Source organism: Hydrogenophaga sp. ANAO-22 (genome assembly GCF_042466645.1).
Classification (GTDB): Bacteria; Pseudomonadota; Gammaproteobacteria; order Burkholderiales; family Burkholderiaceae_C; genus Hydrogenophaga.
On the sequence record NZ_CP159956.1, the window covers coordinates 3,502,143 to 3,527,603 of the forward strand.

The window sequence follows — 25,461 nt, forward strand, 5'->3', positions numbered from 1 at the left end:
CCGCCCGCTAGACCCCGCGCGCGCGGTCGGTCTTGAACTTCGCCTGGAAGGCGCTGAAGGTGCCGGCGTCCAGCGCCTCGCGCACCTCGCGCATGAGGTTCAGGTAGTAGTGCAGGTTGTGGATGGTGGTCAGCATGGGGCCGAGCATTTCGCCGCAGCGGTCCAGGTGGTGCAGGTAGGCGCGGCTGAAGCCGTCGCGCCCGCCGTCGGCCCAGCTCACGCCGCTCTGGCCCGCGCAGGCGTGGCAGGTGCAGGTGGCGTCCAGCGGCTGGTGGTCGGTCTTGTGGCGCGCGTTGCGGATCTTCAGGTCGCCAAAGCGCGTGAACAGCGTGCCGTTGCGCGCGTTGCGCGTGGGCATGACGCAGTCGAACATGTCCACGCCGTCGGCCACTCCCTGCACCAGGTCTTCGGGCGTGCCCACGCCCATGAGGTAACGCGGCTTGTGCGCGGGCAGGCGGTGCGGCGTGTGCGCCATGATCTGCAGCATCTGTTCCTTGGGCTCACCCACGCTCACGCCGCCGATGGCGTAACCAGGGAAGTCCATCTCGACCAGTGCGTCCAGCGACTCCTGGCGCAGGTGCTCGAACATGCCGCCCTGCACGATGCCGAACAGCGCGTTGGGGTTCTCCAGCCGCGCGAATTCGTTCTGCGAGCGCTTGGCCCAGCGCAGGCTCATCTCCATGCTCTTGCGCGCCTCGGCCTCGGTGGTGAGGTGGCCGTTGGTCTCGTACGGCGTGCACTCGTCGAGCTGCATCACGATGTCGCTGTTCAGCCCGGTCTGGATCTGCATGCTGACCTCGGGCGACATGAACAGCTTGTCGCCGTTGACCGGCGAGGCGAAGGTCACGCCTTCTTCGGTGATCTTGCGCATCGCGCCGAGCGACCAGACCTGGAAGCCGCCCGAGTCGGTGAGGATGGGTTTGTGCCATTGCTCGAAGGCGTGCAGGCCGCCGAAGCTTTGCATCACCTCGCGGCCCGGGCGCATCCAGAGGTGGAAGGTGTTGCCCAGGATGATCTGCGCGCCCATGTCGTGCAGGCTTTGTGGCATCACGCCCTTGACGGTGCCGTAGGTGCCCACGGGCATGAAGATGGGGGTCTGCACCACGCCGTGGTTGAGCGTGAGGCGGCCGCGGCGCGCGTGGCTGTTCGGGTCGGTGGTGAGCAGGTCGAACTGGAGCATGGTGGGTCTCTTGGGGGATGGGTGTTCAGGGTGGGCTGGGCGCGATCACGATCACGCTGCGGTTGCGGTCTTCGACGATCCACAGGCGGCCCTCGGCGTCGAGGGTGATGCCGGCGGGGGTGCCCAGCGGGCGCACGCCCACCTGGGCGTGCCAGCCGCTCACGAGGTCTTCGCGCGCGCCGCCAGGGCGGCCGTGTTCGTCGAGCCGCCAGGCCACGACGCGGTGGCCGCCCGTGCGGTAGCCATGCCAGACGGCGAGCAGGCGACCGGCGAACGGACCGGTGGTGAGGGTCTGGGGCGCGCTGAGCAGTTGCAGCGGGGCCACGTGCGCCGGCCAGGCCGCGTGGGCCGCCGTGTGCGTGGCGCAGCGTGCCCTGCCTTCGTAGCCGCGCGCCGGCACGGCCTTGCCGCGCGCATCGCTCACGCAGTAGGGCCAGCCGTAGGACGCGCCGTCCTTCAGTTCGTTGAGTTCCTCGGCGGGCAGTGCCGCGTCGGTGTAGTCCACCGAGTTCTCGGCCTGCCACAGGCGCACCGTGCCGTCGCGCGCGCTCGTGCCGGCCAGGCCGAGCGAGTTGCGCAGGCCGGTGGCCAGGGGCTGGAAGCTCTGCAGCGCGAAGTCCGCGTCGCCGAAACGGGCCACGTAGACCGCGGCGCGCGGCTGCGGGCCGGTGAGTTCGGGGCAGGGCTGGGGCTGCTGCTGGTCGTCGCCCCGGCAGGCGTCGGTGACCGAGCCCAGGTTGACCAGCAGGCGGCCATCGGGCGTGAAGGCCAGTTCCTTGAGCGGGTGCGCGCCGCCGGTGGGCAGGCCGGTGATCACGTCCTGCCGCTGCACCGCCTCGCCCACCGGCGTGCGCCACACGGTGCCGGCTTCGCCGATGTAGACGCGGCCGTCCGGCCCCAGGGCCAGGCCGTGCGGGCGGTCCAGGCCGCTGGCGAGCACGCGCACGCGCCCTGCCTCGCCGCGCGCGAGGTCGGTGCGCAGCTCCAGCAGGCGGCCTCGGCGCGGCTCCCAGTTGCCCATGTCGATGATCCAGAACCGGTGCGGCGCCACGGCCAGCAGGCGGCGCGGCATGCGCAGGCCATCGCGCGCATCGGCCACCAGGCCCGCGCACCAGCCATCGGGCACCTTCAACGCGATGCCCGGGTGGCCGTCGCAACGGCCCTTGGCCGCATACAGGGGCTGGGCGGCCGGCGCGGCGGGTGGCAGCAGCAGGGCGAGCAGGGCCAGGAGAAGGGGGCGCATGGTGGGGTGCTTCAGGCGCGGCGCAGCAGCATGGCGTCGCCATAGCTGAAGAAGCGGTAGCGCCTGGCGATGGCGTGGTCGTACAGCGCGCGGATGCGGTCGTAACCGGCGAAGGCGCTCACCAGCATCATCAGCGTGGACTGCGGCAGGTGGAAGTTGGTCACCATCAGGTCCACCACACGGAAACCGAAGCCCGGGGTGATGAAGATGTTGGTGTCGCCCTGGGTCTCGCCCGAGCGCGCCCAGCTCTCCAGCGTGCGCACGGTGGTGGTGCCGACCGCCACCACGCGGCCGCCGCGCGCGCGGCAATCGGCGATGGCCTGCAGCGTCTCTGGGGGGATGGCGTAGCGCTCGTGGTGCATCACGTGGTCTTCGATGCGGCCGGCCTTCATGGGCGCGAAGGTGCCCGCGCCCACGTGCAGGGTGACGCTGGCGCGGCGCACGCCGCGCGCTTCGAGCGCGGCCAGCACGGCCTCGTCGAAGTGCAGGGCGGCGGTGGGCGCGGCCACCGCGCCGGGCACGCGCGCGAACACCGTCTGGTAGCGGCGCTCGTCGTCGGCCTCGTCGGCGTGGGTGATGTAGGGTGGCAGCGGCACATGGCCGTGGCGCGCCATCAGGTCGTAAGGCGTGTCACCGGCCGGGCCGTGCAGGCGGAAGCGGAACAGCTGGCCCTGCTCGTCGGGCCAGCGACCGAGAAGGACCGCGTCGAACCCGCCGCCCTTCAGGCCGCCGGCCATGTGCAGGCGGCCGCCGGGCTGGGGCTTCTTGCTCACGCGCAGGTGGGCCACCACCTCGTGCGCCGTGCCGTCGCTGGCCTCGTGCGGCAGCAGCACGCGCTCGATCAGCATTTCCAGCTGGCCGCCGCTGGCCTTCTGGCCAAAGAGGCGCGCCTTGACGACCTGGGTGTCGTTGAACACCAGCAGGTCGCCGTCGTTCAACAGGGCGGGCAGCTCGCGGAACACGCGGTCCACCGGCGCGGGGCCGGTGCCGTCGAGCAGGCGCGAGGCGCTGCGCTCGGGGGCGGGGTGCTGGGCGATCAGCTCGGGGGGGAGGTGGAAGTCGAAGTCGGCGACGGTGAAGGGGCGCGCGACGGTGTCGGGAAAGGAAGAAGCGGTCATGCTGCTTGAGGGCCGAACAAGGCCCGTGCCAAGTGAAAAGGAGGGGTTGGGAACCGGGCAGAATTGTCCCATGCCCGACGCCACCCCTGCCCGCAAGCCCCTGTCTGCCCCTCAGAAGGCCTTGCACAAGCTCGGGCTGGTGCGCGACATCGACCTGGCCCTGCACCTGCCCCTGCGCTACGAGGACGAGACCCGCATCGTGAGCCTGCGCGGCGCGCGCGACGGCCAGCTGGCGCAGATCGAGGGCACGGTGACGAACAGCGAGATCAGTTTTCGCCCGCGCCGCCAGCTGCTGGTGACGCTGGACGACGGCACCGACACCTGCACGCTGCGTTTCTTCACCTTCTACCCGGCGCACCAGAAGACGCTGGCGGTGGGCGAGCGGGTGCGCGTGCGCGGCGAGCTGCGCGGCGGCTTCCTGGGCTGGACCATGGTGCACCCGGCGTTCCACGCGGCCGGTGGCGAGCTGCCTGACGCGCTCACCCCCGTCTATCCCACCAGCGCGCAGCTGCCGCAGGCCTACCTCCGCAAGGCCGTGGCCAGCGGCCTCAAGCGCGCCGACCTGAGCGAGACGCTGCCGCCCGCGCTGCTGGGAGGCCTGCAGGCCGTGGTGCGCGGCACCTGGACGCTGCGCGACGCGCTGCAGTACCTGCACCACCCGGGGCCGGACGTGTCGCTCGACGCGCTGGAAGACCGCAGCCACCCGGCCTGGCAGCGCCTCAAGGCCGAGGAACTGCTGGCGCAACAGCTTTCGCAGTTCACGGCCAAGCAGGAGCGCGCCGCCTTGCGCGCGCCGGCCCTGCGCGCCGCCGCGGGCGGGTTGCACGAGCAGCTGCTGGGCGCGCTGCCGTTCGCGCTCACCGTCGCGCAGCGCCGCGTGGGCGAGGAGATCGCGCGCGACCTGCTGCGCCAGGTGCCCATGCACCGCCTGCTGCAGGGCGACGTGGGCTCGGGCAAGACGGTGGTGGCCGCGCTGGCCGCCGCCATCGCCATCGACGCGGGCTGGCAGTGCGCGCTGATGGCGCCGACCGAGATCCTCGCGGAGCAGCACTTCGCCAAGCTCATCGGCTGGCTGGAGCCCTTGCTCGCGCCGCTGGGCAAGCGCGTGGCCTGGCTCACCGGCAGCCAGAAGAAAAAGCAGCGCGGCGAGATGCTGGCCCTGATCGCCAGCGGCGAGGCCGCGCTGGTGGTGGGCACGCACGCCGTCATCCAGGACCAGGTGGTGTTCAAGCACCTCGCGCTGGCCATCATCGACGAGCAGCACCGCTTCGGCGTGGCGCAGCGGCTGGCGCTGCGCAGCAAGGTGGGCGTGGCGGAAGACGGCACCGAGCAGGAGCCGCACCTGCTGATGATGACGGCCACACCGATTCCGCGCACGCTCGCGATGAGCTATTACGCCGACCTCGACGTGTCGACCATCGACGAACTGCCGCCCGGGCGCACGCCCATCGTGACCAAGGTGGTGGCCGACAGCCGCCGCGCCGAGGTGATCGAGCGCATCCGCGGCCAGCTCGGGCAGGGCCGGCAGGTCTACTGGGTCTGCCCGCTGATCGAGGAGAGCGAGGCGATCGACCTCTCGAACGCCACGGCCACGCACGCCGAGCTGTCGCAGGCCCTGCCCGGCGTGCTGGTCGGCCTCTTGCATTCGCGCATGCCGGTGGCCGAGAAGAAGGCCGTGATGTCGCTGTTCACCGGTGGGCAGATGGGCGTGCTGGTTTCCACCACCGTGATCGAGGTCGGGGTGGACGTGCCCAACGCCTCGCTGATGGTGATCGAACACGCCGAGCGCTTCGGGCTCTCGCAGCTGCACCAGCTGCGTGGGCGCGTGGGGCGCGGCGCGGCGGCCTCGGCCTGTGTGCTGATGTACACGCCACCCGATGGCGGGCGCCTGGGCGAGACCGCGCGCGAGCGCCTGAAAGCCATGGCCGACACCAGCGACGGCTTCGAGATCGCGCGCCGCGACCTGGAGATCCGGGGCCCGGGCGAGTTCCTCGGCGCGCGCCAGTCGGGCGCGCCGCTGCTGCGCTTTGCCGACCTGGCGACCGACACCCACCTGCTCGACTGGGCGCGCGAGGCCGCGCCGGTGATGCTCACCCAGTACCCGGCGGCGGCGGAAAAACACATCGCGCGCTGGCTCGGCGGCAAGGCCGAGTACCTGAAAGCCTGAGTGAATGGCTGAGGCGCCCGGCACGCCGCGGGCCGCGGGCGCAAAATAGCACCCCATGACGCTCACCGAACTCAAGTACATCGTGGCCGTGGCGAGGGAGAAGCACTTTGGCAAGGCCGCCGAGGCCTGCTATGTGTCGCAGCCCACGCTGTCGGTGGCCATCAAGAAGCTGGAAGAGGAACTCGAGCTCAAGATCTTCGAGCGCAACGCCACCGAGATCGCGGTGACGCCGCTGGGCGAGGAGATCGTGCGCCAGGCGCAGACCGTGCTGGAGCAGGCCGCCGCCATCAAGGAGATCGCCAAGCGCGGCAAGGACCCGCTGGCCGGGCCGCTGCGGCTGGGCGTGATCTACACCATCGGCCCCTACCTGCTGCCCGACCTGGTGCGCCACGTCATCGACCGCACGCCGCAGATGCCGCTGATGCTGCAGGAGAACTTCACCGTCAAGCTGCTGGAACAGCTGCGCCTGGGCGAGATCGACTGCGCCATCCTGGCCGAGCCCTTTCCCGACACCAACCTCGCGATCGCGCCGCTGTACGACGAGCCCTTCCTGGCCGCCGTGCCGCACACCCATCCGCTGGCGAAGCAGGAGCACATCACCAACGAAGAGCTCAAGCGCGAGACCATGCTGCTGCTGGGCACGGGCCACTGCTTCCGCGACCACGTGCTGGAGGTCTGCCCCGAGTTCGCGCGCTTCTCGAACGACGCCGAAGGCATCCGCAAGAGCTTCGAAGGTTCCTCGCTGGAGACCATCAAGCACATGGTCGCCGCCGGCATGGGCGTGACGCTGGTGCCGCGCCTGTCGGTGCCCTCCTCGGCGCTGGACGGCGCGAGCGCGCCGGGCCAGGACTTCGGCGATTCGTCCTACGTGCGTTACCTGCCGTTCCAGGGCGAGGCGCCCACGCGGCGCGTGGTGCTGGCCTGGCGGCGCAGCTTCACGCGCTACGAGGCCATTGCCGAGCTGCGCAACGCCATCTACGCCTGCGAGCTGCCGGGCGTCAAACGCCTGTCCTAGTTTTTCCTTTCCATTCACCATCCCAAGGAGCACACCATGGCCAAACCCCGAGGCACCGTCACCGCCCCCGCGATCAACATCGGTATCGGCGAGAAGGACCGCGCCGCCATCGCCAAGGGCCTGTCGCAGCTGCTGGCCGACACCTACACGCTGTACCTGACCACGCACAACTTCCACTGGAACGTGACCGGTCCGATGTTCACGTCGCTGCACACCATGTTCATGACGCAGTACACCGAGCTGTGGAACGCGGTCGATCCGGTGGCCGAGCGCATCCGCTCGCTGGGTCACGCGGCGCCGGGCAGCTACGCGCAGTTCGGCAAGCTCAGCTCGGTGCCCGATGTGCCGGCCACGCCGCCCAAGGCGCTGGAGATGGTGCGCATCCTCGTGCAGGGCCACGAGGCGGTGGCGCGCACCGCGCGCCAGCTGTTCCCCGTGGTGGAGAAGGCGGGCGACGAGCCCACCGCCGACCTGCTGACGCAGCGCCTGACGGTGCACGAGCAGACCGCCTGGATGCTGCGTTCGCTGCTTGAGGAGTGATTCGCCTGCCATGGTTGCCGCCACCTCGCCCGCGCCGTCGCGCCTGTCGCTGTACCTCGATCTGATCCGCTGGAACCGGCCCGCGGGCTGGCTGCTGCTGCTCTGGCCTTCGCTGGCCGCGCTGTGGGTGGCCGCGGGCGGTTTCCCGGGCTGGCACCTGTTGGCGGTGTTCGTGCTGGGCACCATCCTCATGCGCAGCGCGGGCTGCTGCGTGAACGACGTGGCCGACCGCGACTTCGACAAGCACGTCAAGCGCACCGCGCAGCGCCCGGTCACCTCGGGCAAGGTCTCGACGCGCGAGGCGCTCGCGGTGGGGGCCGTGCTGGCGCTGGCGGCCTTCGGGCTGGTGCTCACCACCAACACGCTCACCGTGCAGATGTCGTTCGCCGCGCTGGCGATCACGCTGATCTACCCCTACGCCAAGCGCTATGTGTCCATGCCGCAGGCGGTGCTGGGCGTGGCTTTCAGCTTCGGCGTGCCGATGGCGTTCGCGGCGGTGCAGTCGCAGGTGCCGCTGCTGGCCTGGGTGCTGATGGTGGGCAACCTGTTCTGGGTGCTGGCCTACGACACCGAGTACGCGATGGTGGACCGCGACGACGACCTGCGCATCGGCATGAAGACCTCGGCCATCACGCTGGGTCGGGCCGATGTGCCCGCTGTGACCGGCTTCTATCTGGTGTTCCTGGTGGTCTGGACGGTCGCGCTCTGGCCGGTGGTGAATCTCTGGGTCTGGGGTGCCATGCTGGTGGTGGCGCTGGCCCAGGTGGTCTGGCACTTCGGCCTGATCAAGGACCGCACACGCGACGGTTGCTTCAAGGCCTTCCGGCTCAACCACTGGTTGGGCTTTGCCGTGTTTGTGGGCGTGGTGCTCGGGTTGCTTTGAGTTTCGATCGTTGGACCTCGCGGCCGGCGGGCGTGATGTGCTCTGCTCCGCGGCTGTCCCCCGGCGGCTGGTGCCGCCTCCTCCTTTACGCCGCTGCGCAGAACACATCACGCCCACCGGCGCAGGAGCGGCTTTCTCGTTTGTGACACCCGCTCGCGGATGCGGCGTGCTCTGCGCAGCGGCGTAAAGGGGGAGGCCGGCGCAGCCGGCCGGAGGACAGCCGCGGAGCAGAGTGCGCCGCGTCCGCGAGCAGCGAGAGAAACAACGTAACGTTTACTTCCCGAACTCGCGGCCAAGCTCCTCGGCGCGTTTCTGTGCCGCGAACAGCGCCTCCTCGAACTTCGTCTTCACGCCGGCGGCATCCAGCGACATGAGCGCGGCGTAGGTCGTGCCCCCCTTCGAGGTGACGCGCTCGCGCAGCGTCTGTGGCGGGTCCTCCGAGCGCTGGGCCAGCGTGGCCGCGCCGACGAAGGTGCCCACCGCGAGCTGGTAGGCCACCTCGGGCGGCAGGCCCATGCGGGCGCCCGCGTCGCGCATGGCTTCGAGGAAATAGAACACGTAGGCCGGGCCCGAGCCCGAGAGCGCGGTCACGGCGTCGAGCTGCGTTTCCTGCGCCACCCACACCAGGTCGCCGGTGGTCTTCACCACGGCCTCCACCAGCGCGCGATCGGCGTCGCTGGCGCCCGCGCGGGCGAACAGGCCGGTCATGCCCAGGCCGACCAGGGCCGGGGTGTTGGGCATGGCGCGCACGATGCGCTGCGTCTGCAGCCAGCCGGCCATGCTCTCGCTGGTGATGCCGGCGGCCACGCTCAGGTGCAGCGCGTCTTTCAGGTGCGGCGCACTGGCCAGCGCGGCCTCCTTGAAGGTCTGCGGCTTCACCGCCCAGACCACCAGGCCCGACGGCTTGAGCGCGGGGCCGGCGGCCGGCAGCACGCTGACGCCGGGGAATTGCTGCGCCAGTTTCGCGCGCTGTTCGTCCCAGGGTTCGACGATCTGCAGCGCGCTGGCGGGGTGGCCCTGGCGGACCAGGCCGCCGACGATGGCGCTGGCCATGTTGCCGCCGCCGATGAAGGTGATGGTGGGATGGGTGGTGGTGTTCATCGCGACATTGTCGCGCGTCGCATCAGGGCGCGACGGTCTGGCGCACGGCGTGTTCCCACTGCGCCATCTTCTCGGCCGCGCGCTCGCGCGAGAGCGTGGGGTGGAAGGTGCGTTCGGCGCGCCATTGTTTCGAGAGTTCGTCCAGCCCGCCATAGACGCCGCTGTGCAGGCCGGCCAGGTAGGCCGCGCCGAGCGCGGTGGTTTCGATCACCGCCGGCCGCACCACGGGAATGCCCAGCAGGTCGGCCTGGATCTGCATCAGCAAATTGTTCGCGCAGGCGCCGCCGTCCACGCGCAGCTCGCTCACCGGCACACCGCCGGCGGCCAGCGCGTCGCGGCTCATGGCGTCGAGCAGGGCCGCGCTCTGGAAGGCGATGCTCTCCAGCGCGGCGCGCGCGATGTGGGCCATGGTGGTGCCGCGCGTGAGGCCGGTGATGCTGCCGCGCGCCTCGGGTTGCCAGTAGGGCGCGCCCAGGCCGGTGAAGGCGGGCACCAGCACCACGCCGCCCGCGTCGGGCACGCTCTCGGCGAGCGACTGCACTTCGCTGCTGGAGGGGATCGCCTTCAGGCCGTCGCGCAGCCACTGCACCACGGCGCCACCGATGAACACGCTGCCCTCCAGCGCGTACTGCTGTGGCCCGGGTGGTTGGGCGGTGGCGGTGGTGATGAGGCCGTTCTCGCTGACCTGGAAACGTTCGCCGGTGTGCATCAGCATGAAGCAGCCAGTGCCGTAGGTGTTCTTGGCCATGCCGGCGGTGAAGCAGGCCTGGCCGAAGAGCGCGCTCTGCTGGTCGCCGGCCACGCCGCCGATCTCCAGTGGCGCGCCCAGCCACTCGGCCTTCATGCGGCCGAAGTGCGCGCTGGAGGGCAGGGCCTCGGGCATCAGGCGCTTCGGGATGTCGAGCAGGGCCAGCAGCTCGTCGTCCCACTCGCGCGTGTGCACGTTGAAGAGCATGGTGCGCGAGGCGTTGCTCACGTCGGTCACGTGGCGTTCGCCGCCGGTGAGCTGCCAGATCAACCAGCTGTCCACGGTGCCGAAGGCGAGTTCGCCGCGCTCGGCCTGCTCGCGCGCCCCGGGCACGTGGTCCAGGATCCACTTGAGCTTGGTGCCTGAGAAGTAGGCGTCGATGCGCAGGCCGGTCTTCTGCAGCACGGTGTCGCTCGCGCCGCGCTCGCGCAATTCGGCGCAGGTGTTCTCGGCGCGGCGGTCCTGCCAGACGATGGCGTTGTACACCGGCTCGCCGGTCTGGCGGTTCCACACCAGTGTGGTCTCGCGCTGGTTGGTGATGCCCACGGCCTGGATCTGGTCGGTGCGCAGCTTCGCCTGCTTCAAGGCCTCGCGCGCGGTCTCCAGCTGCGTCTGCCAGAGGTCGCGCGGGTCGTGCTCGACCCAGCCCGGCTGCGGGTAGATCTGGCGGAACTCGCGCTGCGCCATGGTGACCACGCGGCCCTGGCGGTCGAACACGATGCTGCGCGAGCTGGAGGTGCCCTGGTCGAGGGCGAGCAGGTAGGTCATGGCGTCTTCCGGGAGAACAGTGTTGGTCAGGCGTTGTCGGTGCCGATGCCGGCGCGCACGCACTCGACGTTGGCCTGGGCGAGCAGCTCGTCGAACGGTGGCGGCGGCGCCACGTCGGTGAAGACCACGTCGATGTCGTCCAGCCGCGCGAGTTCGACCATGGCGGGGCGGTTGAACTTGCTGTGGTCGGCGGCCAGCCAGACCTCGCGCGACTGCTCGACGATGGCGCGCGCCACCTTCACTTCGCGGTAGTCGAAGTCGCGCAGGGTGCCGTCGGCCTCGATGCCGCTGATGCCGATCAGGCCGATGTCGACCCGGAACTGGCGCATGAAGTCCACTGTGGCCTCGCCCACGATGCCCTGATCGGCGCCGCGCACCAGGCCGCCGGCCACGATGACCTCGCAGTCGGGGTTGGTGCTCATGAGCGAGGCGATGTGCAGGTTGTTGGTGATCACGCGCAGCCCCCGGTGGTGCTGCAGCTCGCGCGCCACGGCCTCGATGGTGGTGCCGATGTTCATGATCAGCGAGCAGCCGTTGGGCACGCGCCGGGCCACGGCGCGGGCGATGCGCGTCTTGGCGTCCGCCTGCATGGCCTGGCGCTGGCGGTAGGCGATGTTCTCGGTGGTCGAACCCGGTTGCCGCACCCCGCCGTGAAAACGCGACAGCAGGCCGGCCTCGGCCAGGCGCTGCACGTCGCGGCGCACGGTCTGCAGCGTGACGCCGAAGCGCTCGGCCAGGGCTTCGATGGTCTGGGGACCGTGGGCGCGCACTTCGTCGAGCAGCTGGGTGTGGCGGGGGTTGAGGTTCATCGGGGCGGGCGGTCGTGGGTGAAAAGGCCACCCGAACATAACGGAATTCTTTTGGGCCCTCCTCAGGGTAAGTACCGAATAAAAAGGAACATAAACGAACAACATAATCGGTAAAACGAATCGCCGCCTGCTTTCGGGTGTGCGCTTTTTCACACTGGGACTCGAATGCAGCTGTCACTGGAGCACGTGGGCAAGACCGTCGGGCCAACGGCCCACCTCTATCCCCTGAGCCTGAACCTGGCCCCGCGGGAGGTGACGGTGTTGCTGGGCGCGACCCAGGCCGGCAAGACCAGCCTGATGCGCGTGATGGCCGGGCTGGACACGGCCACCGTCGGCCGGGTGCTGGCCGACGGGGTGGACGTGACGCGGGTGCCGGTGCGCCAGCGCAACGTGGCCATGGTCTACCAGCAGTTCGTCAACTACCCCTCCATGACGGTGGCGCAGAACATCGCCTCGCCCATGCGCCTGCGCGGCGAGCGCGGCGTGGGCCAGCGCGTGCGCGAGCTGGCCGCGCGCCTGCACATCGAACCCTTCCTCGACCGCCTGCCGGCCGAGCTCTCGGGCGGCCAGCAGCAGCGCGTGGCGCTGGCGCGGGCCCTGGCCAAGCAGGCGCCGTTGATGCTGTTCGACGAACCCCTGGTGAACCTGGACTACAAGCTGCGCGAGGAACTGCGCGAGGAGCTCACCCACCTGTTCGCCACCAGCGACTCCACCGTGGTCTACGCCACCACCGAGCCGGGCGAGGCCCTGCTGCTCGGGGGCCACACGGCGGTGATGGACGCGGGTGAGCTGCTGCAGTACGGCCCCACGGCCGAGGTGTTCCATGCGCCCAGGAGCATTCGCGTGGCGCGCGCCTTCAGCGACCCGCCGATGAACCTGATGGCCGCCGAGGCGGTCGCAGGCGGTGTGCGCGTGGCCGGCGGCGAGGTCTGGCCCCTGGCCTTGTCGGCCGATGCGCCCGCGCGGCTCACGCTCGGCCTGCGCGCCGGTGGCCTGCGGGTGGTGCAGCGACCCGGCGACGTGGCGGTGCCCGGTCGCGTGGAGCTGGCCGAGATCGCGGGGTCGGACACGTTTGTGCACGTGCACACGGCCGTGGGCGAGCTGGTGGCCCAGCTCACCGGCGTGCACGACTGCCCGCTGGGCGATCCCATCACGCTGTACCTGCGGCCCGATCAGCTGTTCGTCTTCGATGCCGAGGGCCCGCTGGTGCAGGCCCCGGCGCGCGCGGGGAGGGCGGGCTGATGGCACGCATCGAACTCGACCTGGCGCACGCCTACCGGCCCCATCCCAAGGCGGACGAGGATTACGCGCTGCTGCCGCTGCAGATGACTTTCGAGGACGGCGGCGCCTACGCGCTGCTCGGCCCCTCCGGTTGCGGCAAGACCACCATGCTCAACATCATCTCGGGCCTGCTCGCGCCGTCGCAAGGCACGGTGCGCTTCAACGGCGTGGACGTGACGCGCCAGAGCCCGCAGCAGCGCAACATCGCCCAGGTGTTCCAGTTCCCGGTGATCTACGACACCATGACCATGGCGCAGAACCTCGCGTTCCCCTTGCGCAACCGCAAGGTGCCCGAGCCCGAGATCAAAGACCGCGTGGGCCGCATCGCGGAGATGCTGGAGATGAGCCACCAGCTCGACCAGCGCGCGGCCGGCCTGTCCGCCGACCAGAAGCAGAAGATCTCGCTGGGCCGGGGCCTGGTGCGCTCGGACGTGTCGGCCGTGCTGTTCGACGAGCCGCTGACCGTGATCGACCCGCACCTGAAATGGCAGCTGCGGCGCAAGCTCAAGCAGATCCACCACGAGCTCAAGCTCACGCTGATCTACGTGACGCACGACCAGGTGGAGGCGCTGACCTTCGCCGACGAGGTGGTGGTGATGACGCGCGGTCGCGCGGTGCAGGTGGGCGCGGCGGCGGCGCTGTTCGAGCGGCCGGCGCACACCTTCGTGGGCCACTTCATCGGCTCGCCGGGCATGAACTTCCTGCCCGCGACCAGCGTGCGCGGCGGCGTGGTGGTGCTGGAGCACCCGCTGGCGCTCACCAACGGCCAGGTGCTGCCCGAAGGGCCGGTCAAGCTCGGCATCCGCCCCGAGTACCTGGCGATCGGCCAGGCCGGCGAGCCCGACACGCTGCCCGCGACGGTGACGCGCGTGCAGGACATCGGCACCTACGTGATGGTGACTTGCGAAGCGGGCGGGCACCGCCTCAAGTGCCGGCTGGCGCCCGAAGCCAGCGCGCCCGGGGTGGGCGAGACCGTGCACCTGCGCGTGCTCGGGCGGCACACCTGCTTTTACAAGGATGAGGTGCTGGTGGCATGAGCAATACAACCAAACCCGTGAACCAGAAGGCCTGGTGGCTGGTGCTGCCGGTGATCCTCTGCGTGGCCTTCTCGGCCGTGCTGCCGCTGATGACGGTGGTGAACTACTCGGTGCAGGACGTGCTTTCGCCCGACCGCCGCGTGTTCGTGGGCACCGAATGGTTCGCCGCCGTGATGCGCGACGAAGAGCTGCACCTGGCGCTGTGGCGGCAGATCCAGTTCTCGCTCGCGGTGCTGCTGGTGGAGATCCCGCTGGGCATCGCGCTGGCGCTGTCCATGCCGGCGCAGGGCTGGAAGTCCTCGGCCGTGCTGGTGCTGGTGGCGCTGTCGCTGCTGATCCCGTGGAACGTGGTCGGCACCATCTGGCAGATCTTCGGCCGCGCCGACATCGGCCTCATGGGCTACTTCCTGCAATGGGCCGGCATGGACTACAGCTACACCGGCAACCCGGTGCACGCCTGGTGGACGGTGCTGATCATGGACGTGTGGCACTGGACACCGCTGGTCGCGCTGCTGGCCTTCGCGGGCCTGCGCAGCATCCCCGACGCCTACTACCAGGCCGCCAGCATCGACGGCGCGAGCAAGTGGGCCGTGTTCCGCTACATCCAGCTGCCCAAGATGCGCGGCGTGCTGATGATCGCGGTGCTGCTGCGCTTCATGGACAGCTTCATGATCTACACCGAGCCCTTCGTGCTCACCGGCGGCGGCCCCGGCAACGCCACCACCTTCCTCTCGCAGTACCTCACCACCAAGGCGGTCGGCCAGTTCGACCTCGGCCCGGCGGCGGCGTTCTCGCTGATCTATTTCCTCATCATCCTGCTGTTCTGCTTCGTGCTCTACAACTGGATGCAGAGCCTGGGCACGTCGGAGAAGGAGCAGGGTCATGGATGATTTTTCGCCGAGCCGCCTCAAGAAAAATCACTCCCCCTTGGGGGACGGCGCGCAGCGCCAAGGGGGCTCCATGGATAAGCGGCGTTTCCGGGCGAGGTCGCTGTTCCTCGTCGCCTACCTGGTGTTCGCGCTCCTGCCCATCTACTGGATGGTCAACATGAGCTTCAAGACCAACCAGGAAATCCTGTCGTCCTTCACCCTGTGGCCGGCCGAGTTCACCTGGGCCAACTACCGGACCATCTTCACCGACCCGTCCTGGTACTCGGGCTACATCAACAGCCTGATCTACGTCGGCATCAACACCGTGATCTCGCTCACCGTGGCGCTGCCGGCGGCCTACGCGTTCTCGCGCTACCGCTTCCTGGGCGACAAGCACGTGTTCTTCTGGCTGCTCACCAACCGCATGACGCCGCCGGCCGTGTTCCTGCTGCCCTTCTTCCAGCTCTACACCACGCTGGGCCTGATGGACACGCACATCGCCGTGGCCATGGCGCACCTGCTGTTCAACGTGCCGCTGGCGGTGTGGATCCTGGAAGGCTTCATGAGCGGCATTCCGCGCGAGATCGACGAGACGGCCTACATCGACGGCTACAGCTTCCCGCGCTTCTTCTTCACCATCTTCCTGCCGCTGATCAAGGCCGGGGTGGGGGTGGCGGCGTTCTTCTGCTTCATGTTCAGCTGGGTCGAGCTGCTGCTGGCGCGCACGCTCACCAGCGTGAACGCCAAGCCCATCGTGGCGACGATGACGCGCACCGTGAGTGCCAGCGGCATGGACTGGGCCACGCTGGCCGCGGCCGGCGTGCTCACCATCGTGCCGGGCGCGATCGTCATCTGGTTTGTGCGGCACTACATCGCGAAGGGCTTCGCGATGGGCCGCGTCTGAGGAGATCGACATGTTCCAGTGGATGGTTTGGACGACGCCGGTGGCGGTGTTTTTCACCTGCATCGCGCTCATGCTCGCGGGCATGACGCTGTGGGAAGTCAAGGCACCGACGATCGAGCGCAAGGGCTTCCTGCCCATGGTCACCTCGCGCGGCGACCGCCTGTTCATCGGCCTGCTCGGCGCGGCCTACATCAACCTGGCCTTCATCGGCCTGGCGGGCTGGTTCGCGCAGTGGTTCTCGCTGGAGCAGGAGCCCAGCATCTGGATCGCCTTCGTGCTTTCCATGGGCTGGCTGGTGCTGGTGATGCGCAAGGGCTGACCCCGCCGTTTTTCTTCGTGGATTCGGCCCAATGCTTCCCCGGGGCCGAGATCTCTCACAGACCGGGGAAGCGCACCGCTAGAGGAGACGACATGAAATTGCGACACACCACCCTGGCCCTGGCCGCGTTGCTGGCCATGGGTGCCTTGCCCGCGTGGGCCGACGAGGCCGCCGCCAAGAAGTGGATCGACAGCGAGTTCCAGCCCTCCACCCTCACCAAGGCCCAGCAGGCGGCCGAGATGAAGTGGTTCATCGACGCGGCCGCCAAGCTCAAGGCCAAGGGCGTGAAAGAGATTTCGGTGGTGTCGGAAACCATCACCACGCACGAGTACGAGAGCAAGACGCTGGCCAAGGCCTTCGCCGAGATCACCGGCATCACCGTCAAGCACGACCTGATCCAGGAAGGCGACGTGGTCGAGAAGCTGCAGACCTCCATGCAGTCGGGCAAATCGATCTACGACGGCTGGATCAGCGACTCCGACCTGATCGGCACGCACTACCGCTACGGCAAGATGATGAACCTGACCGACTACATGGCCGGCAAGGGCAAGGAGTACACCAACCCCGGCCTGGACATCAAGGACTTCATCGGCACCAGCTTCACCACCGCGCCCGACAAGAAGCTCTACCAGCTGCCCGACCAGCAGTTCGCCAACCTCTACTGGTTCCGCGCCGACCTGTTCGCGCGCCAGGACCTGAAGGACAAGTTCAAGGCCAAGTACGGCTACGACCTGGGTGTGCCGCTGAACTGGAGCGCCTACGAAGACATCGCCGAGTTCTTCACCAACGACGTCAAGACCATCGACGGCAAGCCGATCTACGGCCACATGGACTACGGCAAGAAGGACCCGTCGCTGGGCTGGCGCTTCACCGACGCCTGGCTGTCCATGGCGGGCACCGCCGACATCGGCATCCCCAACGGCAAGCCGGTGGACGAATGGGGCATCCGCGCCTCGGCCGATGGCTGCAACCCGCAGGGCGCGAGCGTCTCGCGCGGCGGTGCCACCAACTCGCCGGCCGCCGTGTACGCCCTCACCAAGTACATCGACTGGATGAAGAAGTACGCGCCCAAGGAGGCCACCGGCATGACCTTCGGCGAAGCCGGCCCGGTGCCCGCACAGGGCCAGATCGCGCAGCAGATCTTCTGGTACACCGCCTTCACCGCCGACATGACCAAGCCCGGCCTGCCGGTGGTGAATGCCGACGGCACGCCCAAGTGGCGCATGGCGCCCGGCCCGAACGGCCCCTACTGGAAGCAGGGCATGCAGAACGGCTACCAGGACGTGGGCTCCTGGTCGTTCTTCAACGGCCACGACGAGAACAAGACCGCGGCGGCCTGGCTGTACGCGCAGTTCGTGACCGCCAAGACCACCTCGCTGAAGAAGACCATCGTGGGCCTGACCCCGATCCGCGAGAGCGACATCCAGAGCAAGGCCATGACCGACCTCGCGCCCAAGCTGGGCGGCCTGGTCGAGTTCTACCGCAGCCCGGCCCGCGTGGCCTGGACGCCCACCGGCACCAACGTGCCCGACTACCCCAAGCTCGCGCAGCTCTGGTGGCAGAACGTGGCCCAGGCCGTGACCGGCGAGAAGACGCCCCAGGCCGCGATGGACAACCTGGCCGAGCAGATGGACCAGGTCATGAGCCGCCTGGAGCGCGCCGGCATGGAGCGCTGCGCGCCCAAGCTCAACCCCAAGGGCGATCCCAACAAGTACCTGAGCGACAAGGCCGCGCCCTGGAAGAAGCTGGCCAACGAAAAGCCCAAGGGAGAGACCATCGCCTACGACCAGCTGCTCAACGCATGGAAGAATGGCAAGGTCCGCTGATGTGATGCATCGGCTTTTGTAGCAACCGTCCTCCGTGCCGCCTGGGTGCGGAGGACCATCCACCTCCCCATGAAACGCGCAGAACTGCTTGAATCGCTGTCCCGCCATGGCGTGTACGACCTCGCGGTGGTCGGTGGCGGGGCCACCGGCCTGGGGGTGGCGCTCGATGCGGCGCTGCGCGGTTTTTCCGTGGTGCTGCTGGAGTCGCACGACTTCGCCGGTGGCACCTCGTCGCGCTCCACCAAGCTGCTGCACGGCGGTGTGCGTTACCTGGCGCAGGGCAACCTGGCCCTGGTGCGAGAAGCCCTGGCCGAGCGCGCCACGGTGCTGCGCATCGCGCCGCACCTGGCGCAGCCGCTGCCCTTTGTCATGCCGTCCTATCGATGGTGGCAGACGCCTTTCTACGGCCTCGGCCTCAAGCTGTACGACCTGCTGGCCGGCGGCGCGGGCCTGGGCCGCACCGAATTCCTCAACCGGGCGCAGGCGCTGCAGGCCCTGCCCGGCGTCAAGCCCGACGGCCTGCGGGGCGGGGTGAAGTACTGGGACGGCCAGTTCGACGACGCCCGCCTGGCGCTGGCGCTGGCGCGCAGCGCCGAGGCCGCGGGCGCCCGCGTGTTGAACTACGCCGAGGTCACGGCGGTGCGCCAGCTTGCAGGCGCCGATCAGCCGATGTCGGTGCTGGACGTGACCGACCGGCGCGGCGGCGGCAGCTCCCCCTTGCAGGCCCGCTGCGTGGTCAACGCCACGGGCGTCTGGGTGGACGCCCTGCGCGACCGCACCCAGCCGCCGGTGAACCAGGGTGGCACGCCCTCCCACATGGTCAGCCCCAGCCAGGGGGTGCACGTGGTGGTGGACCGCGATTTCCTGCCCGGCGGCCACGCCCTGCTGGTGCCCAAGACCCGCGATGGCCGGGTGCTGTTCGCCGTGCCCTGGCTGGGCAAACTGGTGCTGGGCACGACCGACACCCCCCGCCGCGACCTGCCGCGCGAACCGGACGCCTTCGCCGAAGAGCTGGAATTCATCCTCAGCGAAGCCAGCCAGGCGCTGAGCCGGCCGGTGCGCCGCGCGGACATCCGAAGCCTCTGGGTCGGCCTGCGGCCCCTGGTGGCGGCGCCCGAGGCGGCCGAGGGCGGCACCAAGGTGTTGTCGCGCGAACACACCATCGTGGTGGATGCCAATGGCCTGGTCACCGTCACCGGCGGCAAATGGACCACCTACCGCGCCATGGCCGAGGACGTGCTGGAGCGCTGCTTCGCCAGCCGCCTGCTGCCGCACCGCGCCGGTGGCCAGAGCGCCGGCCACGTGCTGCTGGGCGCCGGAGCCACCGCCAGCCCGGTCACGCCGCTGTATGCGCCACCCGGTCTTCACCTGTATGGGACCGAAGCCCCGCAGGTGGGGGCCTGCCCGGGGCAGGCGAACCTGCTGGGTGCCGGATTGACCGAGGCCATGGTGCGCTATGCCGCCCGCTTCGAGTACGCCCAGACCGTGGAGGATGTGCTGGCCCGGCGCTGGCGCGTCCTGTTCCTGGATGCCGCCGAGGCCGCCCGCCTGGCGCCCGCCGTGGCGGCCATCCTGGCCGAAGAGCTGTCCGGCGACCCGGAACTGGCGGCTTTCCAGGCCCTGTGCGCGCGGTATCTGCCGGTTTCTGCATCCCCAGTTGACGCGCCGGCCGCATCCATGCCATAATTCGCGGCTTCGCTTGAAAAGGCGAAGAGCTATCTGCCCACCGAAGGGGGTGAGCCGGGTGCAATGCCCGGCAAGCCTTCAACGACGGGCCCAAGACTGATCACTCCCGGCCGTGGTGGCTGGGGGGATTCAAGTTGGGACTTAAATCAAATGATTCAAACGCAATCTCGACTCGATGTTGCTGACAACACGGGCGCGAAGTCCGTGATGTGCATCAAGGTGCTCGGCGGCTCCAAGCGTCGTTACGCCAGTGTGGGCGACGTCATCAAAGTCAGCATCAAGGAAGCAGCGCCCCGTGGCCGCGTCAAAAAAGGCGAGGTTTACAACGCTGTGGTGGTCCGCACCGCCAAGGGCATCCGTCGTCAGGACGGCGCCCTGATCAAATTCGACGGCAACGCAGCAGTGTTGCTCAACGCCAAGCTGGAGCCCATCGGCACCCGCATCTTCGGACCGGTCACGCGCGAACTGCGCACCGAGAAGTTCATGAAGATCGTGTCGCTGGCGCCCGAGGTTCTCTGAGGACTCATCATGAACAAGATTCGTAGTGGCGATGAAGTCATCGTGATTGCCGGTCGCGACAAGGGCAAGCGCGGCAAGGTGCTGCAGCGCAGCGACGACAGCCGTCTGGTTGTCGAAGGCGTGAACCTCGTCAAGAAGCATGCCAAGCCGAACCCCATGAAGGGCATCACCGGCGGCATCATCGAAAAGACCATGCCCATCCACCAGTCCAACGTCGCCATCTTCAATGGCGCCACCGGCAAGGCGGATCGCGTGGGCATCAAGCTCCTGGCCGACGGCAAGAAAGTGCGCGTCTTCAAGTCCAGCGGCGAAGAAATCAAGGTGGCATGACCATGGCACGTTTGCAAGAAGTTTTCCGCGACACCATCGCCCCGGACCTCATGAAGAAGTTCGGCTACAAGTCGACGATGGAAGTGCCGCGCATCACCAAGATCACGCTCAACATGGGTGTGAGCGAGGCTGTGGCCGACAAGAAGGTCATGGACAACGCCGTCGGCGACCTGACCAAGATCGCTGGCCAGAAGCCGGTCGTGACCAAGGCCCGCAAGGCCATCGCGGGTTTCAAGATTCGTGAACAGCAGGCCATTGGCTGCATGGTCACCCTGCGTGGCGCGCGCATGTACGAATTCCTGGACCGTTTCGTCACCGTGGCGCTGCCCCGCGTGCGCGACTTCCGTGGCATCTCCGGCCGTTCGTTCGACGGCCGCGGCAACTACAACGTCGGCGTCAAGGAACAGATCATTTTCCCTGAGATCGAGTACGACAAGGTCGATGCCTTGCGCGGTCTCAACATCAGCATCACGACGACCGCCAAGAACGACGAAGAGTGCAAGGCTCTTCTGGCCGGTTTCCGTTTCCCGTTCAAGAACTGAGGTGGCGCGTGGCTAAACAAGCACTACTCCAACGTGAACTCAAGCGCGAGAAGCTCGCCGCCAAGTTCGCCAAGAAATACACCGAACTCAAGGCGACGTCCAACGACGCCAAGAAGAGCGAAGAAGAACGCGATGCAGCCCGCCTGGCGCTGCAGAAGCTGCCCCGCAACGCGAACCCGACCCGTCAGCGCAACCGCTGCGAGATCACCGGTCGTCCGCGTGGCACCTTCGCCCACTTCGGCCTGGCCCGTGCCAAGGTCCGTGAAATGGCGTTTGCCGGTGAAATCCCCGGCATCACCAAAGCCAGCTGGTAAGCATTAGGAGAACCACAAATGAGCATGAGTGATCCTATTGCTGACATGTTGACCCGCATCCGCAACGCACAGATGGTCGAGAAGGCCGTTGTGACGATGCCGGCTTCCAAGGTCAAGGCCGCGATCGCCCAGGTCCTGAAGGACGAGGGTTACATCGACGGGTTCCAGGTCAAGAGCACCGACGGCAAGAACGAACTTGAGATCGCTCTCAAGTACTACGCCGGTCGTCCCGTGATCGAGCGCATCGAGCGCGTGAGCCGTCCCGGCCTGCGCGTCTACCGTGGCCGCAACGCCATCCCCCAGGTCCAGAACGGTCTGGGCGTGGCCATCGTCACCACGCCGCAAGGCGTGATGACCGACCGCAAGGCACGCGCTACCGGTGTCGGTGGCGAAGTCCTGTGTTACGTCGCCTGATGCGGGCATTGAGGAGAAATTAATGTCACGTATTGGAAAACTGCCGGTCACCGTCCCAGCCGGGGTGGAAGTCGCCGTCAAGGACAACCAGATCAATGTCAAGGGTGCCCTGGGTGCCCTGGCGCTGACGCTGAACACGCTGGTCAAGGTTGAAAACAAGGCGGGCACGCTGACGTTCGTCCCCGTGGACGAATCGCGCGAAGCCAATGCCATGTCCGGCACCATGCGCCAGCTGGTCAACAACATGGTCAATGGTGTGAGCAAGGGCTTCGAGAAGAAGCTGACGCTGCTGGGCGTGGGCTACAAGGCCCAGGCACAGGGTGCCAAGCTCAACCTGACGGTTGGCTACTCCCACCCCGTGGTGATGGACATGCCCGCCGGCATCAAGGTGGAAACCCCGACGCCGACCGAAATCCTGATCAAGGGTTCCGACCGCCAGCGCGTGGGCCAGATCGCTTCCGAGGTGCGAGCCGTTCGCCCCCCGAGCTTTACAAGGGCAAGGGCATCCGTTATGCGGATGAAAAGGTCGTGATCAAGGAAACCAAGAAGAAATAAGGACCAGGATCATGTTGACCAAAAAAGAGCAACGTCTCCGCCGCGCCCGCCAAACGCGCATCCGCATTGCGCAACAAGGCGCCGTGCGCCTGAGCGTGAACCGCACCAACCTGCACATCTACGCCAGCGTCATCTCCGACGACGGCGGCCGCGTGCTGGCTGCTGCATCGACCGCCGAAGCCGAAGTGCGTGCCCAGATCGGTGGCGCTGGCAAGGGTGGCAACACCGCTGCCGCTGCCCTGGTGGGCAAGCGCATCGCCGAAAAGGCGAAGGCCGCCGGCATCGAGAAGGTGGCGTTTGACCGTTCCGGTTTTGCTTACCACGGCCGGGTGAAAGCCCTGGCAGACGCGGCTCGTGAAGCCGGTCTGCAGTTCTGATCAAACGGAATACACAAAATGGCTAAATTTACGGCAAACATCAACAAAGAAGCGAACGAAGACGGTCTGCGCGAGAAGATGATCGCGATCAACCGCGTGACCAAGGTGGTCAAGGGCGGTCGCATTCTCGGTTTCGCAGCGCTGACCGTGGTCGGTGATGGCGATGGCCGCGTGGGCATGGGCAAGGGCAAGGCGCGTGAAGTGCCGGTGGCCGTGCAGAAGGCCATGGAACAGGCCCGTCGCAACATGATCAAGGTGTCGCTCAAGAACGGCTCGCTGCACCACAGCGTGCACGGCGAGCACGGCGCTTCCAACGTCATGATGCTGCCGGCTTCCAAGGGTACCGGCATCATCGCTGGCGGCCCGATGCGCGCGGTGTTCGAAGTGTTGGGCATTACCGATGTCGTGGCCAAGAGCCATGGCTCGAGCAACCCCTACAACCTGGTGCGCGCCACGCTGGACGCACTGAAGAATTCGACGACCCCTGCCGACGTGGCTGCCAAGCGTGGCAAGTCCGTCGAAGAGATCCTGGGTTGATTGGAGCGATCATGACCACTCAAAACACCGTCAAGGTTCAACTGGTGCGCAGCCCCATTGGAACCAAGCAATCCCACCGCGACACCGTCCGTGGCCTGGGCCTGCGCAAGCTCAACAGCGTCAGCGAGCTGCAGGACACGCCCGCCGTGCGCGGCATGATCAACAAGATCAGCTACCTGGTCAAAATCGTCTGATCGGAGTCACTGACATGCAACTCAATACCATCAAGCCTTCCGAAGGCGCCAAGCATGCCAAGCGCCGTGTCGGCCGCGGCATCGGTTCGGGCCTGGGCAAAACGGCAGGTCGTGGCCACAAGGGTCAGAAGTCCCGTTCGGGTGGCTACCACAAGGTCGGTTTCGAAGGCGGTCAGATGCCGCTGCAGCGCCGTCTGCCCAAGCGCGGCTTCAAGTCGGCGCAACTGCAGTTCAACGCTGAAGTCACGCTGGCCGACCTCAACGCCCTCGACGTGAGCGAGGTCGATGTGCTCGTGCTCAAGCAGGCTGGCCTGGTGCCTCACCTGGCCAAGCGCGTCAAGGTGATCAAGACCGGTGAGATCACGCGTGCCGTGACCCTCAAGGACATCGCCGCGACCGCGGGTGCCAAGCAGGCCATCGAAGCCGCTGGCGGCTCCCTGGCGGCCTGATCGGACTCGAACGGAAGATTCCTGTGGCAACTGGATCCACGTCCCTGGCCAAAACCGGAAAGTTCGGCGACCTGCGTCGCCGGCTGGTGTTCCTGTTGCTGGCGCTGGTGGTCTACCGCATCGGTGCACACATTCCTGTGCCCGGCATCGACCCCGCGCAACTGGCGCAATTGTTCCAGGGGCAGCAGGGCGGCATTCTGAGCCTGTTCAACATGTTCTCGGGCGGTGCGCTCTCGCGCTTCACCGTGTTCGCGTTGGGGATCATGCCGTACATCTCGGCCTCGATCATCATGCAGCTCATGACCTACGTGGTGCCCACGTTCGAGCAGCTGAAGAAAGAGGGCGAGGCCGGACGCCGCAAGATCACGCAGTACACGCGCTACGGCACGCTGGCCCTGGCCATTTTCCAAGCCATGGGCATTGCCCTGGCCCTGGAAGGTTCGCCTGGTCTGGTGATCGATCCTGGCATGGGCTTTCGCCTGACGGCGGTGGTCAGTCTGGTGGCCGGCACCATGTTCCTGATGTGGCTGGGTGAGCAGATCACCGAGCGTGGTCTGGGCAACGGCATCTCGATCCTGATCTTCGCGGGTATCGCGGCCGGTTTGCCGAGCGCCATTGGCGGTCTGCTGGAGTTGGTGCGCACCGGTGCCATGAACATCCTGGTGTCGATCTTCATCATCGCGCTGGTGATCCTGGTCACCTACTTCGTGGTGTTCGTCGAGCGCGGCCAGCGCAAGATCCTGGTGAACTACGCACGCCGTCAGGTGGGCAACAAGGTGTACGGAGGCCAGTCCTCGCACCTGCCGCTCAAGCTGAACATGGCTGGCGTGATTCCGCCGATCTTCGCGTCGTCCATCATTCTGCTGCCCACCACGGTGGTGAGCTGGGTGAGCACCGGTGACTCGACCCGCTGGTTGCGCGACATCGCGGCGGCGCTGTCACCCGGTCAACCGATCTACGTGGCGCTGTACGCCGCGGCCATCGTTTTCTTCTGCTTCTTCTACACCGCACTGGTGTTCAACAGCCGCGAGACGGCCGACAACCTGAAGAAGAGTGGCGCGTTCATTCCAGGCATCCGCCCGGGTGACCAGACCGCCCGCTACATCGACAAGATTTTGTTGAGGCTGACACTGGCTGGCGCTGTGTACATCACCGCCGTGTGTCTGCTGCCCGAGTTCCTGATCCTGAAGTACAACGTGCCGTTCTATTTCGGCGGCACCTCCCTGTTGATCATCGTGGTGGTCACCATGGACTTCATGGCCCAGGTTCAGAATTACATGATGTCGCAGCAATACGAATCGCTGCTCAAGAAGGCCAGTTTCAAAACCTCCCCTTGAACTTCGCTTATGGCCAAGGACGATGTGATCGAGATGCAGGGTGAGGTGATTGAAAACCTCCCCAACGCGACCTTCAGGGTCAAGCTCGAAAACGGTCATGTGGTGCTGGGGCACATCAGCGGCAAGATGCGGATGCATTACATCCGGATCCTGCCGGGGGACAAGGTCAAGGTAGAGCTCACGCCCTACGACCTCACCCGAGCGCGAATCGTGTTCCGCTCGAAGTGAATGGTCAGTTGTTGAATGTTTTAGGAATATCTAGGAGAAGACTATGAGAGTTTCGGCTTCGGTCAAGAAAATGTGCCGCAACTGTAAGATCATCAAACGGCATGGCGTCGTGCGAGTCATTTGCACCGATCCGCGTCACAAGCAGCGTCAAGGCTGACCGGTTAGTTAAGA

Annotated in this window: 29 protein-coding genes and 1 pseudogene; 24 read left to right on the forward strand and 6 right to left on the reverse strand. The window is 67.4% G+C overall.

Annotated elements, in window-relative coordinates; all coding sequences use genetic code 11:
- Positions 1–7: 7 nt before the first annotated feature.
- From tgt to queA, 3 genes are read right to left on the reverse strand one after another with little or no spacing between them, the layout of a single operon-like run.
- The gene (gene tgt, locus ABSY19_RS16865; RefSeq protein ID WP_382153697.1) at positions 8–1,180 is read right to left on the reverse strand and encodes a tRNA guanosine(34) transglycosylase Tgt; all 1,173 of its coding nucleotides are present in this window, start codon (positions 1,178–1,180) and stop codon (positions 8–10) included.
- Positions 1,181–1,205: 25 nt separating this feature from the next.
- Complete coding sequence (locus tag ABSY19_RS16870; protein WP_382153699.1) at positions 1,206–2,423, reverse strand: PQQ-dependent sugar dehydrogenase; 1,218 nt, start codon at positions 2,421–2,423, stop codon at positions 1,206–1,208.
- Positions 2,424–2,434: 11 nt separating this feature from the next.
- Positions 2,435–3,541 (reverse strand): tRNA preQ1(34) S-adenosylmethionine ribosyltransferase-isomerase QueA, encoded by a 1,107-nt coding sequence (queA, locus tag ABSY19_RS16875; protein WP_382153701.1) that lies wholly within the window; start codon positions 3,539–3,541, stop codon positions 2,435–2,437.
- A 70-nt stretch (positions 3,542–3,611) separates the two neighbouring features.
- Here queA and recG point away from each other — a divergent pair, with 70 nt between their 5' ends.
- From recG to ubiA, 4 genes are read left to right on the forward strand one after another with little or no spacing between them, the layout of a single operon-like run.
- Positions 3,612–5,708: an ATP-dependent DNA helicase RecG gene (recG, locus tag ABSY19_RS16880; RefSeq protein WP_382153704.1), complete on the forward strand. Its 2,097-nt coding sequence runs from the start codon at positions 3,612–3,614 to the stop codon at positions 5,706–5,708.
- 55 nt (positions 5,709–5,763) lie between these two features.
- The gene (locus ABSY19_RS16885) at positions 5,764–6,723 is read left to right on the forward strand and encodes a LysR substrate-binding domain-containing protein (protein WP_382153707.1); all 960 of its coding nucleotides are present in this window, start codon (positions 5,764–5,766) and stop codon (positions 6,721–6,723) included.
- 36 nt (positions 6,724–6,759) lie between these two features.
- Complete coding sequence (locus ABSY19_RS16890) at positions 6,760–7,263, forward strand: Dps family protein (protein ID WP_291111885.1); 504 nt, start codon at positions 6,760–6,762, stop codon at positions 7,261–7,263.
- Between the two features lie 10 nt (positions 7,264–7,273).
- A complete protein-coding gene (ubiA, locus tag ABSY19_RS16895; protein WP_382153709.1) occupies positions 7,274–8,146 on the forward strand; it encodes a 4-hydroxybenzoate octaprenyltransferase in 873 nt (290 codons plus the stop codon).
- 273 nt (positions 8,147–8,419) lie between these two features.
- Here the strand turns inward: ubiA and proC are convergent, their stop codons facing one another.
- The 3 genes from proC to ABSY19_RS16910 are packed head-to-tail and all read right to left on the reverse strand — an operon-like array spanning position 8,420 to position 11,572.
- Positions 8,420–9,247: a pyrroline-5-carboxylate reductase gene (gene proC, locus ABSY19_RS16900; RefSeq protein ID WP_382153711.1), complete on the reverse strand. Its 828-nt coding sequence runs from the start codon at positions 9,245–9,247 to the stop codon at positions 8,420–8,422.
- A gap of 22 nt (positions 9,248–9,269) precedes the next feature.
- Positions 9,270–10,763, reverse strand: a complete 1,494-nt coding sequence (glpK, locus tag ABSY19_RS16905) for a glycerol kinase GlpK (protein WP_382153714.1) — start codon at positions 10,761–10,763, stop codon at positions 9,270–9,272.
- A gap of 26 nt (positions 10,764–10,789) precedes the next feature.
- Complete coding sequence (locus ABSY19_RS16910; RefSeq protein WP_382153716.1) at positions 10,790–11,572, reverse strand: DeoR/GlpR family DNA-binding transcription regulator; 783 nt, start codon at positions 11,570–11,572, stop codon at positions 10,790–10,792.
- 165 nt (positions 11,573–11,737) lie between these two features.
- Between ABSY19_RS16910 and ABSY19_RS16915 the strand changes: the two genes are divergently transcribed.
- The 20 genes and pseudogenes from ABSY19_RS16915 (at position 11,738) to rpmJ (ending at position 25,447) form a co-directional block, all read left to right on the forward strand.
- The gene (locus ABSY19_RS16915; RefSeq protein ID WP_382153717.1) at positions 11,738–12,814 is read left to right on the forward strand and encodes an ABC transporter ATP-binding protein; all 1,077 of its coding nucleotides are present in this window, start codon (positions 11,738–11,740) and stop codon (positions 12,812–12,814) included.
- Positions 12,814–13,890, forward strand: coding sequence for an ABC transporter ATP-binding protein (locus tag ABSY19_RS16920; protein ID WP_382153719.1), 1,077 nt, complete (start codon positions 12,814–12,816; stop codon positions 13,888–13,890). Before ABSY19_RS16915 ends, ABSY19_RS16920 begins: the two co-directional genes overlap by 1 nt.
- Positions 13,887–14,780 carry a carbohydrate ABC transporter permease gene (locus ABSY19_RS16925; RefSeq protein WP_382153722.1) on the forward strand — a complete coding sequence of 298 codons (894 nt, stop codon included), beginning with the start codon at positions 13,887–13,889 and terminating at the stop codon, positions 14,778–14,780. Before ABSY19_RS16920 ends, ABSY19_RS16925 begins: the two co-directional genes overlap by 4 nt.
- 70 nt (positions 14,781–14,850) lie before the next feature.
- Positions 14,851–15,663: a carbohydrate ABC transporter permease gene (locus ABSY19_RS16930; protein WP_382153724.1), complete on the forward strand. Its 813-nt coding sequence runs from the start codon at positions 14,851–14,853 to the stop codon at positions 15,661–15,663.
- A gap of 10 nt (positions 15,664–15,673) precedes the next feature.
- The gene (locus tag ABSY19_RS16935) at positions 15,674–15,982 is read left to right on the forward strand and encodes a DUF2160 domain-containing protein (protein ID WP_382153727.1); all 309 of its coding nucleotides are present in this window, start codon (positions 15,674–15,676) and stop codon (positions 15,980–15,982) included.
- A gap of 92 nt (positions 15,983–16,074) precedes the next feature.
- Positions 16,075–17,808 carry an ABC transporter substrate-binding protein gene (locus tag ABSY19_RS16940; RefSeq protein ID WP_382153730.1) on the forward strand — a complete coding sequence of 578 codons (1,734 nt, stop codon included), beginning with the start codon at positions 16,075–16,077 and terminating at the stop codon, positions 17,806–17,808.
- Between the two features lie 69 nt (positions 17,809–17,877).
- Positions 17,878–19,494: an FAD-dependent oxidoreductase gene (locus ABSY19_RS16945; protein WP_382153733.1), complete on the forward strand. Its 1,617-nt coding sequence runs from the start codon at positions 17,878–17,880 to the stop codon at positions 19,492–19,494.
- A gap of 150 nt (positions 19,495–19,644) precedes the next feature.
- Complete coding sequence (rplN, locus tag ABSY19_RS16950; protein WP_009514936.1) at positions 19,645–20,013, forward strand: 50S ribosomal protein L14; 369 nt, start codon at positions 19,645–19,647, stop codon at positions 20,011–20,013.
- 9 nt (positions 20,014–20,022) lie between these two features.
- Positions 20,023–20,343, forward strand: a complete 321-nt coding sequence (gene rplX / locus ABSY19_RS16955; protein ID WP_066267894.1) for a 50S ribosomal protein L24 — start codon at positions 20,023–20,025, stop codon at positions 20,341–20,343.
- Between the two features lie 2 nt (positions 20,344–20,345).
- On the forward strand, positions 20,346–20,885 hold the full coding sequence (rplE, locus tag ABSY19_RS16960; protein WP_297396180.1) for a 50S ribosomal protein L5: 540 nt from the start codon (positions 20,346–20,348) through the stop codon (positions 20,883–20,885).
- Between the two features lie 8 nt (positions 20,886–20,893).
- On the forward strand, positions 20,894–21,199 hold the full coding sequence (gene rpsN, locus ABSY19_RS16965) for a 30S ribosomal protein S14 (RefSeq protein ID WP_382153736.1): 306 nt from the start codon (positions 20,894–20,896) through the stop codon (positions 21,197–21,199).
- 18 nt (positions 21,200–21,217) lie between these two features.
- Entirely contained in the window at positions 21,218–21,613 is a 396-nt protein-coding gene (gene rpsH, locus ABSY19_RS16970) for a 30S ribosomal protein S8 (RefSeq protein WP_382153739.1), read from the forward strand.
- Between the two features lie 22 nt (positions 21,614–21,635).
- Positions 21,636–22,168, forward strand: a pseudogene (rplF, locus tag ABSY19_RS16975) (50S ribosomal protein L6).
- An 11-nt stretch (positions 22,169–22,179) separates the two neighbouring features.
- On the forward strand, positions 22,180–22,545 hold the full coding sequence (rplR, locus tag ABSY19_RS16980; RefSeq protein WP_382153742.1) for a 50S ribosomal protein L18: 366 nt from the start codon (positions 22,180–22,182) through the stop codon (positions 22,543–22,545).
- 18 nt (positions 22,546–22,563) lie between these two features.
- Complete coding sequence (gene rpsE / locus ABSY19_RS16985) at positions 22,564–23,082, forward strand: 30S ribosomal protein S5 (protein WP_159589444.1); 519 nt, start codon at positions 22,564–22,566, stop codon at positions 23,080–23,082.
- An 11-nt stretch (positions 23,083–23,093) separates the two neighbouring features.
- Entirely contained in the window at positions 23,094–23,276 is a 183-nt protein-coding gene (gene rpmD / locus ABSY19_RS16990) for a 50S ribosomal protein L30 (protein ID WP_159589446.1), read from the forward strand.
- 14 nt (positions 23,277–23,290) lie between these two features.
- Entirely contained in the window at positions 23,291–23,725 is a 435-nt protein-coding gene (gene rplO / locus ABSY19_RS16995) for a 50S ribosomal protein L15 (RefSeq protein ID WP_137917291.1), read from the forward strand.
- A gap of 23 nt (positions 23,726–23,748) precedes the next feature.
- A complete protein-coding gene (gene secY / locus ABSY19_RS17000; protein ID WP_297396159.1) occupies positions 23,749–25,062 on the forward strand; it encodes a preprotein translocase subunit SecY in 1,314 nt (437 codons plus the stop codon).
- Positions 25,063–25,071: 9 nt separating this feature from the next.
- On the forward strand, positions 25,072–25,290 hold the full coding sequence (gene infA / locus ABSY19_RS17005; protein ID WP_086118896.1) for a translation initiation factor IF-1: 219 nt from the start codon (positions 25,072–25,074) through the stop codon (positions 25,288–25,290).
- Between the two features lie 43 nt (positions 25,291–25,333).
- Positions 25,334–25,447 carry a 50S ribosomal protein L36 gene (gene rpmJ / locus ABSY19_RS17010; protein ID WP_009514917.1) on the forward strand — a complete coding sequence of 38 codons (114 nt, stop codon included), beginning with the start codon at positions 25,334–25,336 and terminating at the stop codon, positions 25,445–25,447.
- The last annotated feature ends 14 nt before the right edge of the window (positions 25,448–25,461 follow it).

What these genes read in the sequence shown, in the direction of transcription:
- tgt (WP_382153697.1), bottom strand. Translation starts at nt 1,180, where the DNA reads ATGCTCCAGTTCGACCTGCTCACCACCGACCCGAACAGCCACGCGCGC.
- ABSY19_RS16870 (WP_382153699.1), bottom strand. Translation starts at nt 2,423, where the DNA reads ATGCGCCCCCTTCTCCTGGCCCTGCTCGCCCTGCTGCTGCCACCCGCC.
- queA (WP_382153701.1), bottom strand. Translation starts at nt 3,541, where the DNA reads ATGACCGCTTCTTCCTTTCCCGACACCGTCGCGCGCCCCTTCACCGTC.
- recG (WP_382153704.1), top strand. Translation starts at nt 3,612, where the DNA reads ATGCCCGACGCCACCCCTGCCCGCAAGCCCCTGTCTGCCCCTCAGAAG.
- ABSY19_RS16885 (WP_382153707.1), top strand. Translation starts at nt 5,764, where the DNA reads ATGACGCTCACCGAACTCAAGTACATCGTGGCCGTGGCGAGGGAGAAG.
- ABSY19_RS16890 (WP_291111885.1), top strand. Translation starts at nt 6,760, where the DNA reads ATGGCCAAACCCCGAGGCACCGTCACCGCCCCCGCGATCAACATCGGT.
- ubiA (WP_382153709.1), top strand. Translation starts at nt 7,274, where the DNA reads ATGGTTGCCGCCACCTCGCCCGCGCCGTCGCGCCTGTCGCTGTACCTC.
- proC (WP_382153711.1), bottom strand. Translation starts at nt 9,247, where the DNA reads ATGAACACCACCACCCATCCCACCATCACCTTCATCGGCGGCGGCAAC.
- glpK (WP_382153714.1), bottom strand. Translation starts at nt 10,763, where the DNA reads ATGACCTACCTGCTCGCCCTCGACCAGGGCACCTCCAGCTCGCGCAGC.
- ABSY19_RS16910 (WP_382153716.1), bottom strand. Translation starts at nt 11,572, where the DNA reads ATGAACCTCAACCCCCGCCACACCCAGCTGCTCGACGAAGTGCGCGCC.
- ABSY19_RS16915 (WP_382153717.1), top strand. Translation starts at nt 11,738, where the DNA reads ATGCAGCTGTCACTGGAGCACGTGGGCAAGACCGTCGGGCCAACGGCC.
- ABSY19_RS16920 (WP_382153719.1), top strand. Translation starts at nt 12,814, where the DNA reads ATGGCACGCATCGAACTCGACCTGGCGCACGCCTACCGGCCCCATCCC.
- ABSY19_RS16925 (WP_382153722.1), top strand. Translation starts at nt 13,887, where the DNA reads ATGAGCAATACAACCAAACCCGTGAACCAGAAGGCCTGGTGGCTGGTG.
- ABSY19_RS16930 (WP_382153724.1), top strand. Translation starts at nt 14,851, where the DNA reads ATGGATAAGCGGCGTTTCCGGGCGAGGTCGCTGTTCCTCGTCGCCTAC.
- ABSY19_RS16935 (WP_382153727.1), top strand. Translation starts at nt 15,674, where the DNA reads ATGTTCCAGTGGATGGTTTGGACGACGCCGGTGGCGGTGTTTTTCACC.
- ABSY19_RS16940 (WP_382153730.1), top strand. Translation starts at nt 16,075, where the DNA reads ATGAAATTGCGACACACCACCCTGGCCCTGGCCGCGTTGCTGGCCATG.
- ABSY19_RS16945 (WP_382153733.1), top strand. Translation starts at nt 17,878, where the DNA reads ATGAAACGCGCAGAACTGCTTGAATCGCTGTCCCGCCATGGCGTGTAC.
- rplN (WP_009514936.1), top strand. Translation starts at nt 19,645, where the DNA reads ATGATTCAAACGCAATCTCGACTCGATGTTGCTGACAACACGGGCGCG.
- rplX (WP_066267894.1), top strand. Translation starts at nt 20,023, where the DNA reads ATGAACAAGATTCGTAGTGGCGATGAAGTCATCGTGATTGCCGGTCGC.
- rplE (WP_297396180.1), top strand. Translation starts at nt 20,346, where the DNA reads ATGGCACGTTTGCAAGAAGTTTTCCGCGACACCATCGCCCCGGACCTC.
- rpsH (WP_382153739.1), top strand. Translation starts at nt 21,218, where the DNA reads ATGAGCATGAGTGATCCTATTGCTGACATGTTGACCCGCATCCGCAAC.
- rplR (WP_382153742.1), top strand. Translation starts at nt 22,180, where the DNA reads ATGTTGACCAAAAAAGAGCAACGTCTCCGCCGCGCCCGCCAAACGCGC.
- rpsE (WP_159589444.1), top strand. Translation starts at nt 22,564, where the DNA reads ATGGCTAAATTTACGGCAAACATCAACAAAGAAGCGAACGAAGACGGT.
- rpmD (WP_159589446.1), top strand. Translation starts at nt 23,094, where the DNA reads ATGACCACTCAAAACACCGTCAAGGTTCAACTGGTGCGCAGCCCCATT.
- rplO (WP_137917291.1), top strand. Translation starts at nt 23,291, where the DNA reads ATGCAACTCAATACCATCAAGCCTTCCGAAGGCGCCAAGCATGCCAAG.
- infA (WP_086118896.1), top strand. Translation starts at nt 25,072, where the DNA reads ATGGCCAAGGACGATGTGATCGAGATGCAGGGTGAGGTGATTGAAAAC.
- rpmJ (WP_009514917.1), top strand. Translation starts at nt 25,334, where the DNA reads ATGAGAGTTTCGGCTTCGGTCAAGAAAATGTGCCGCAACTGTAAGATC.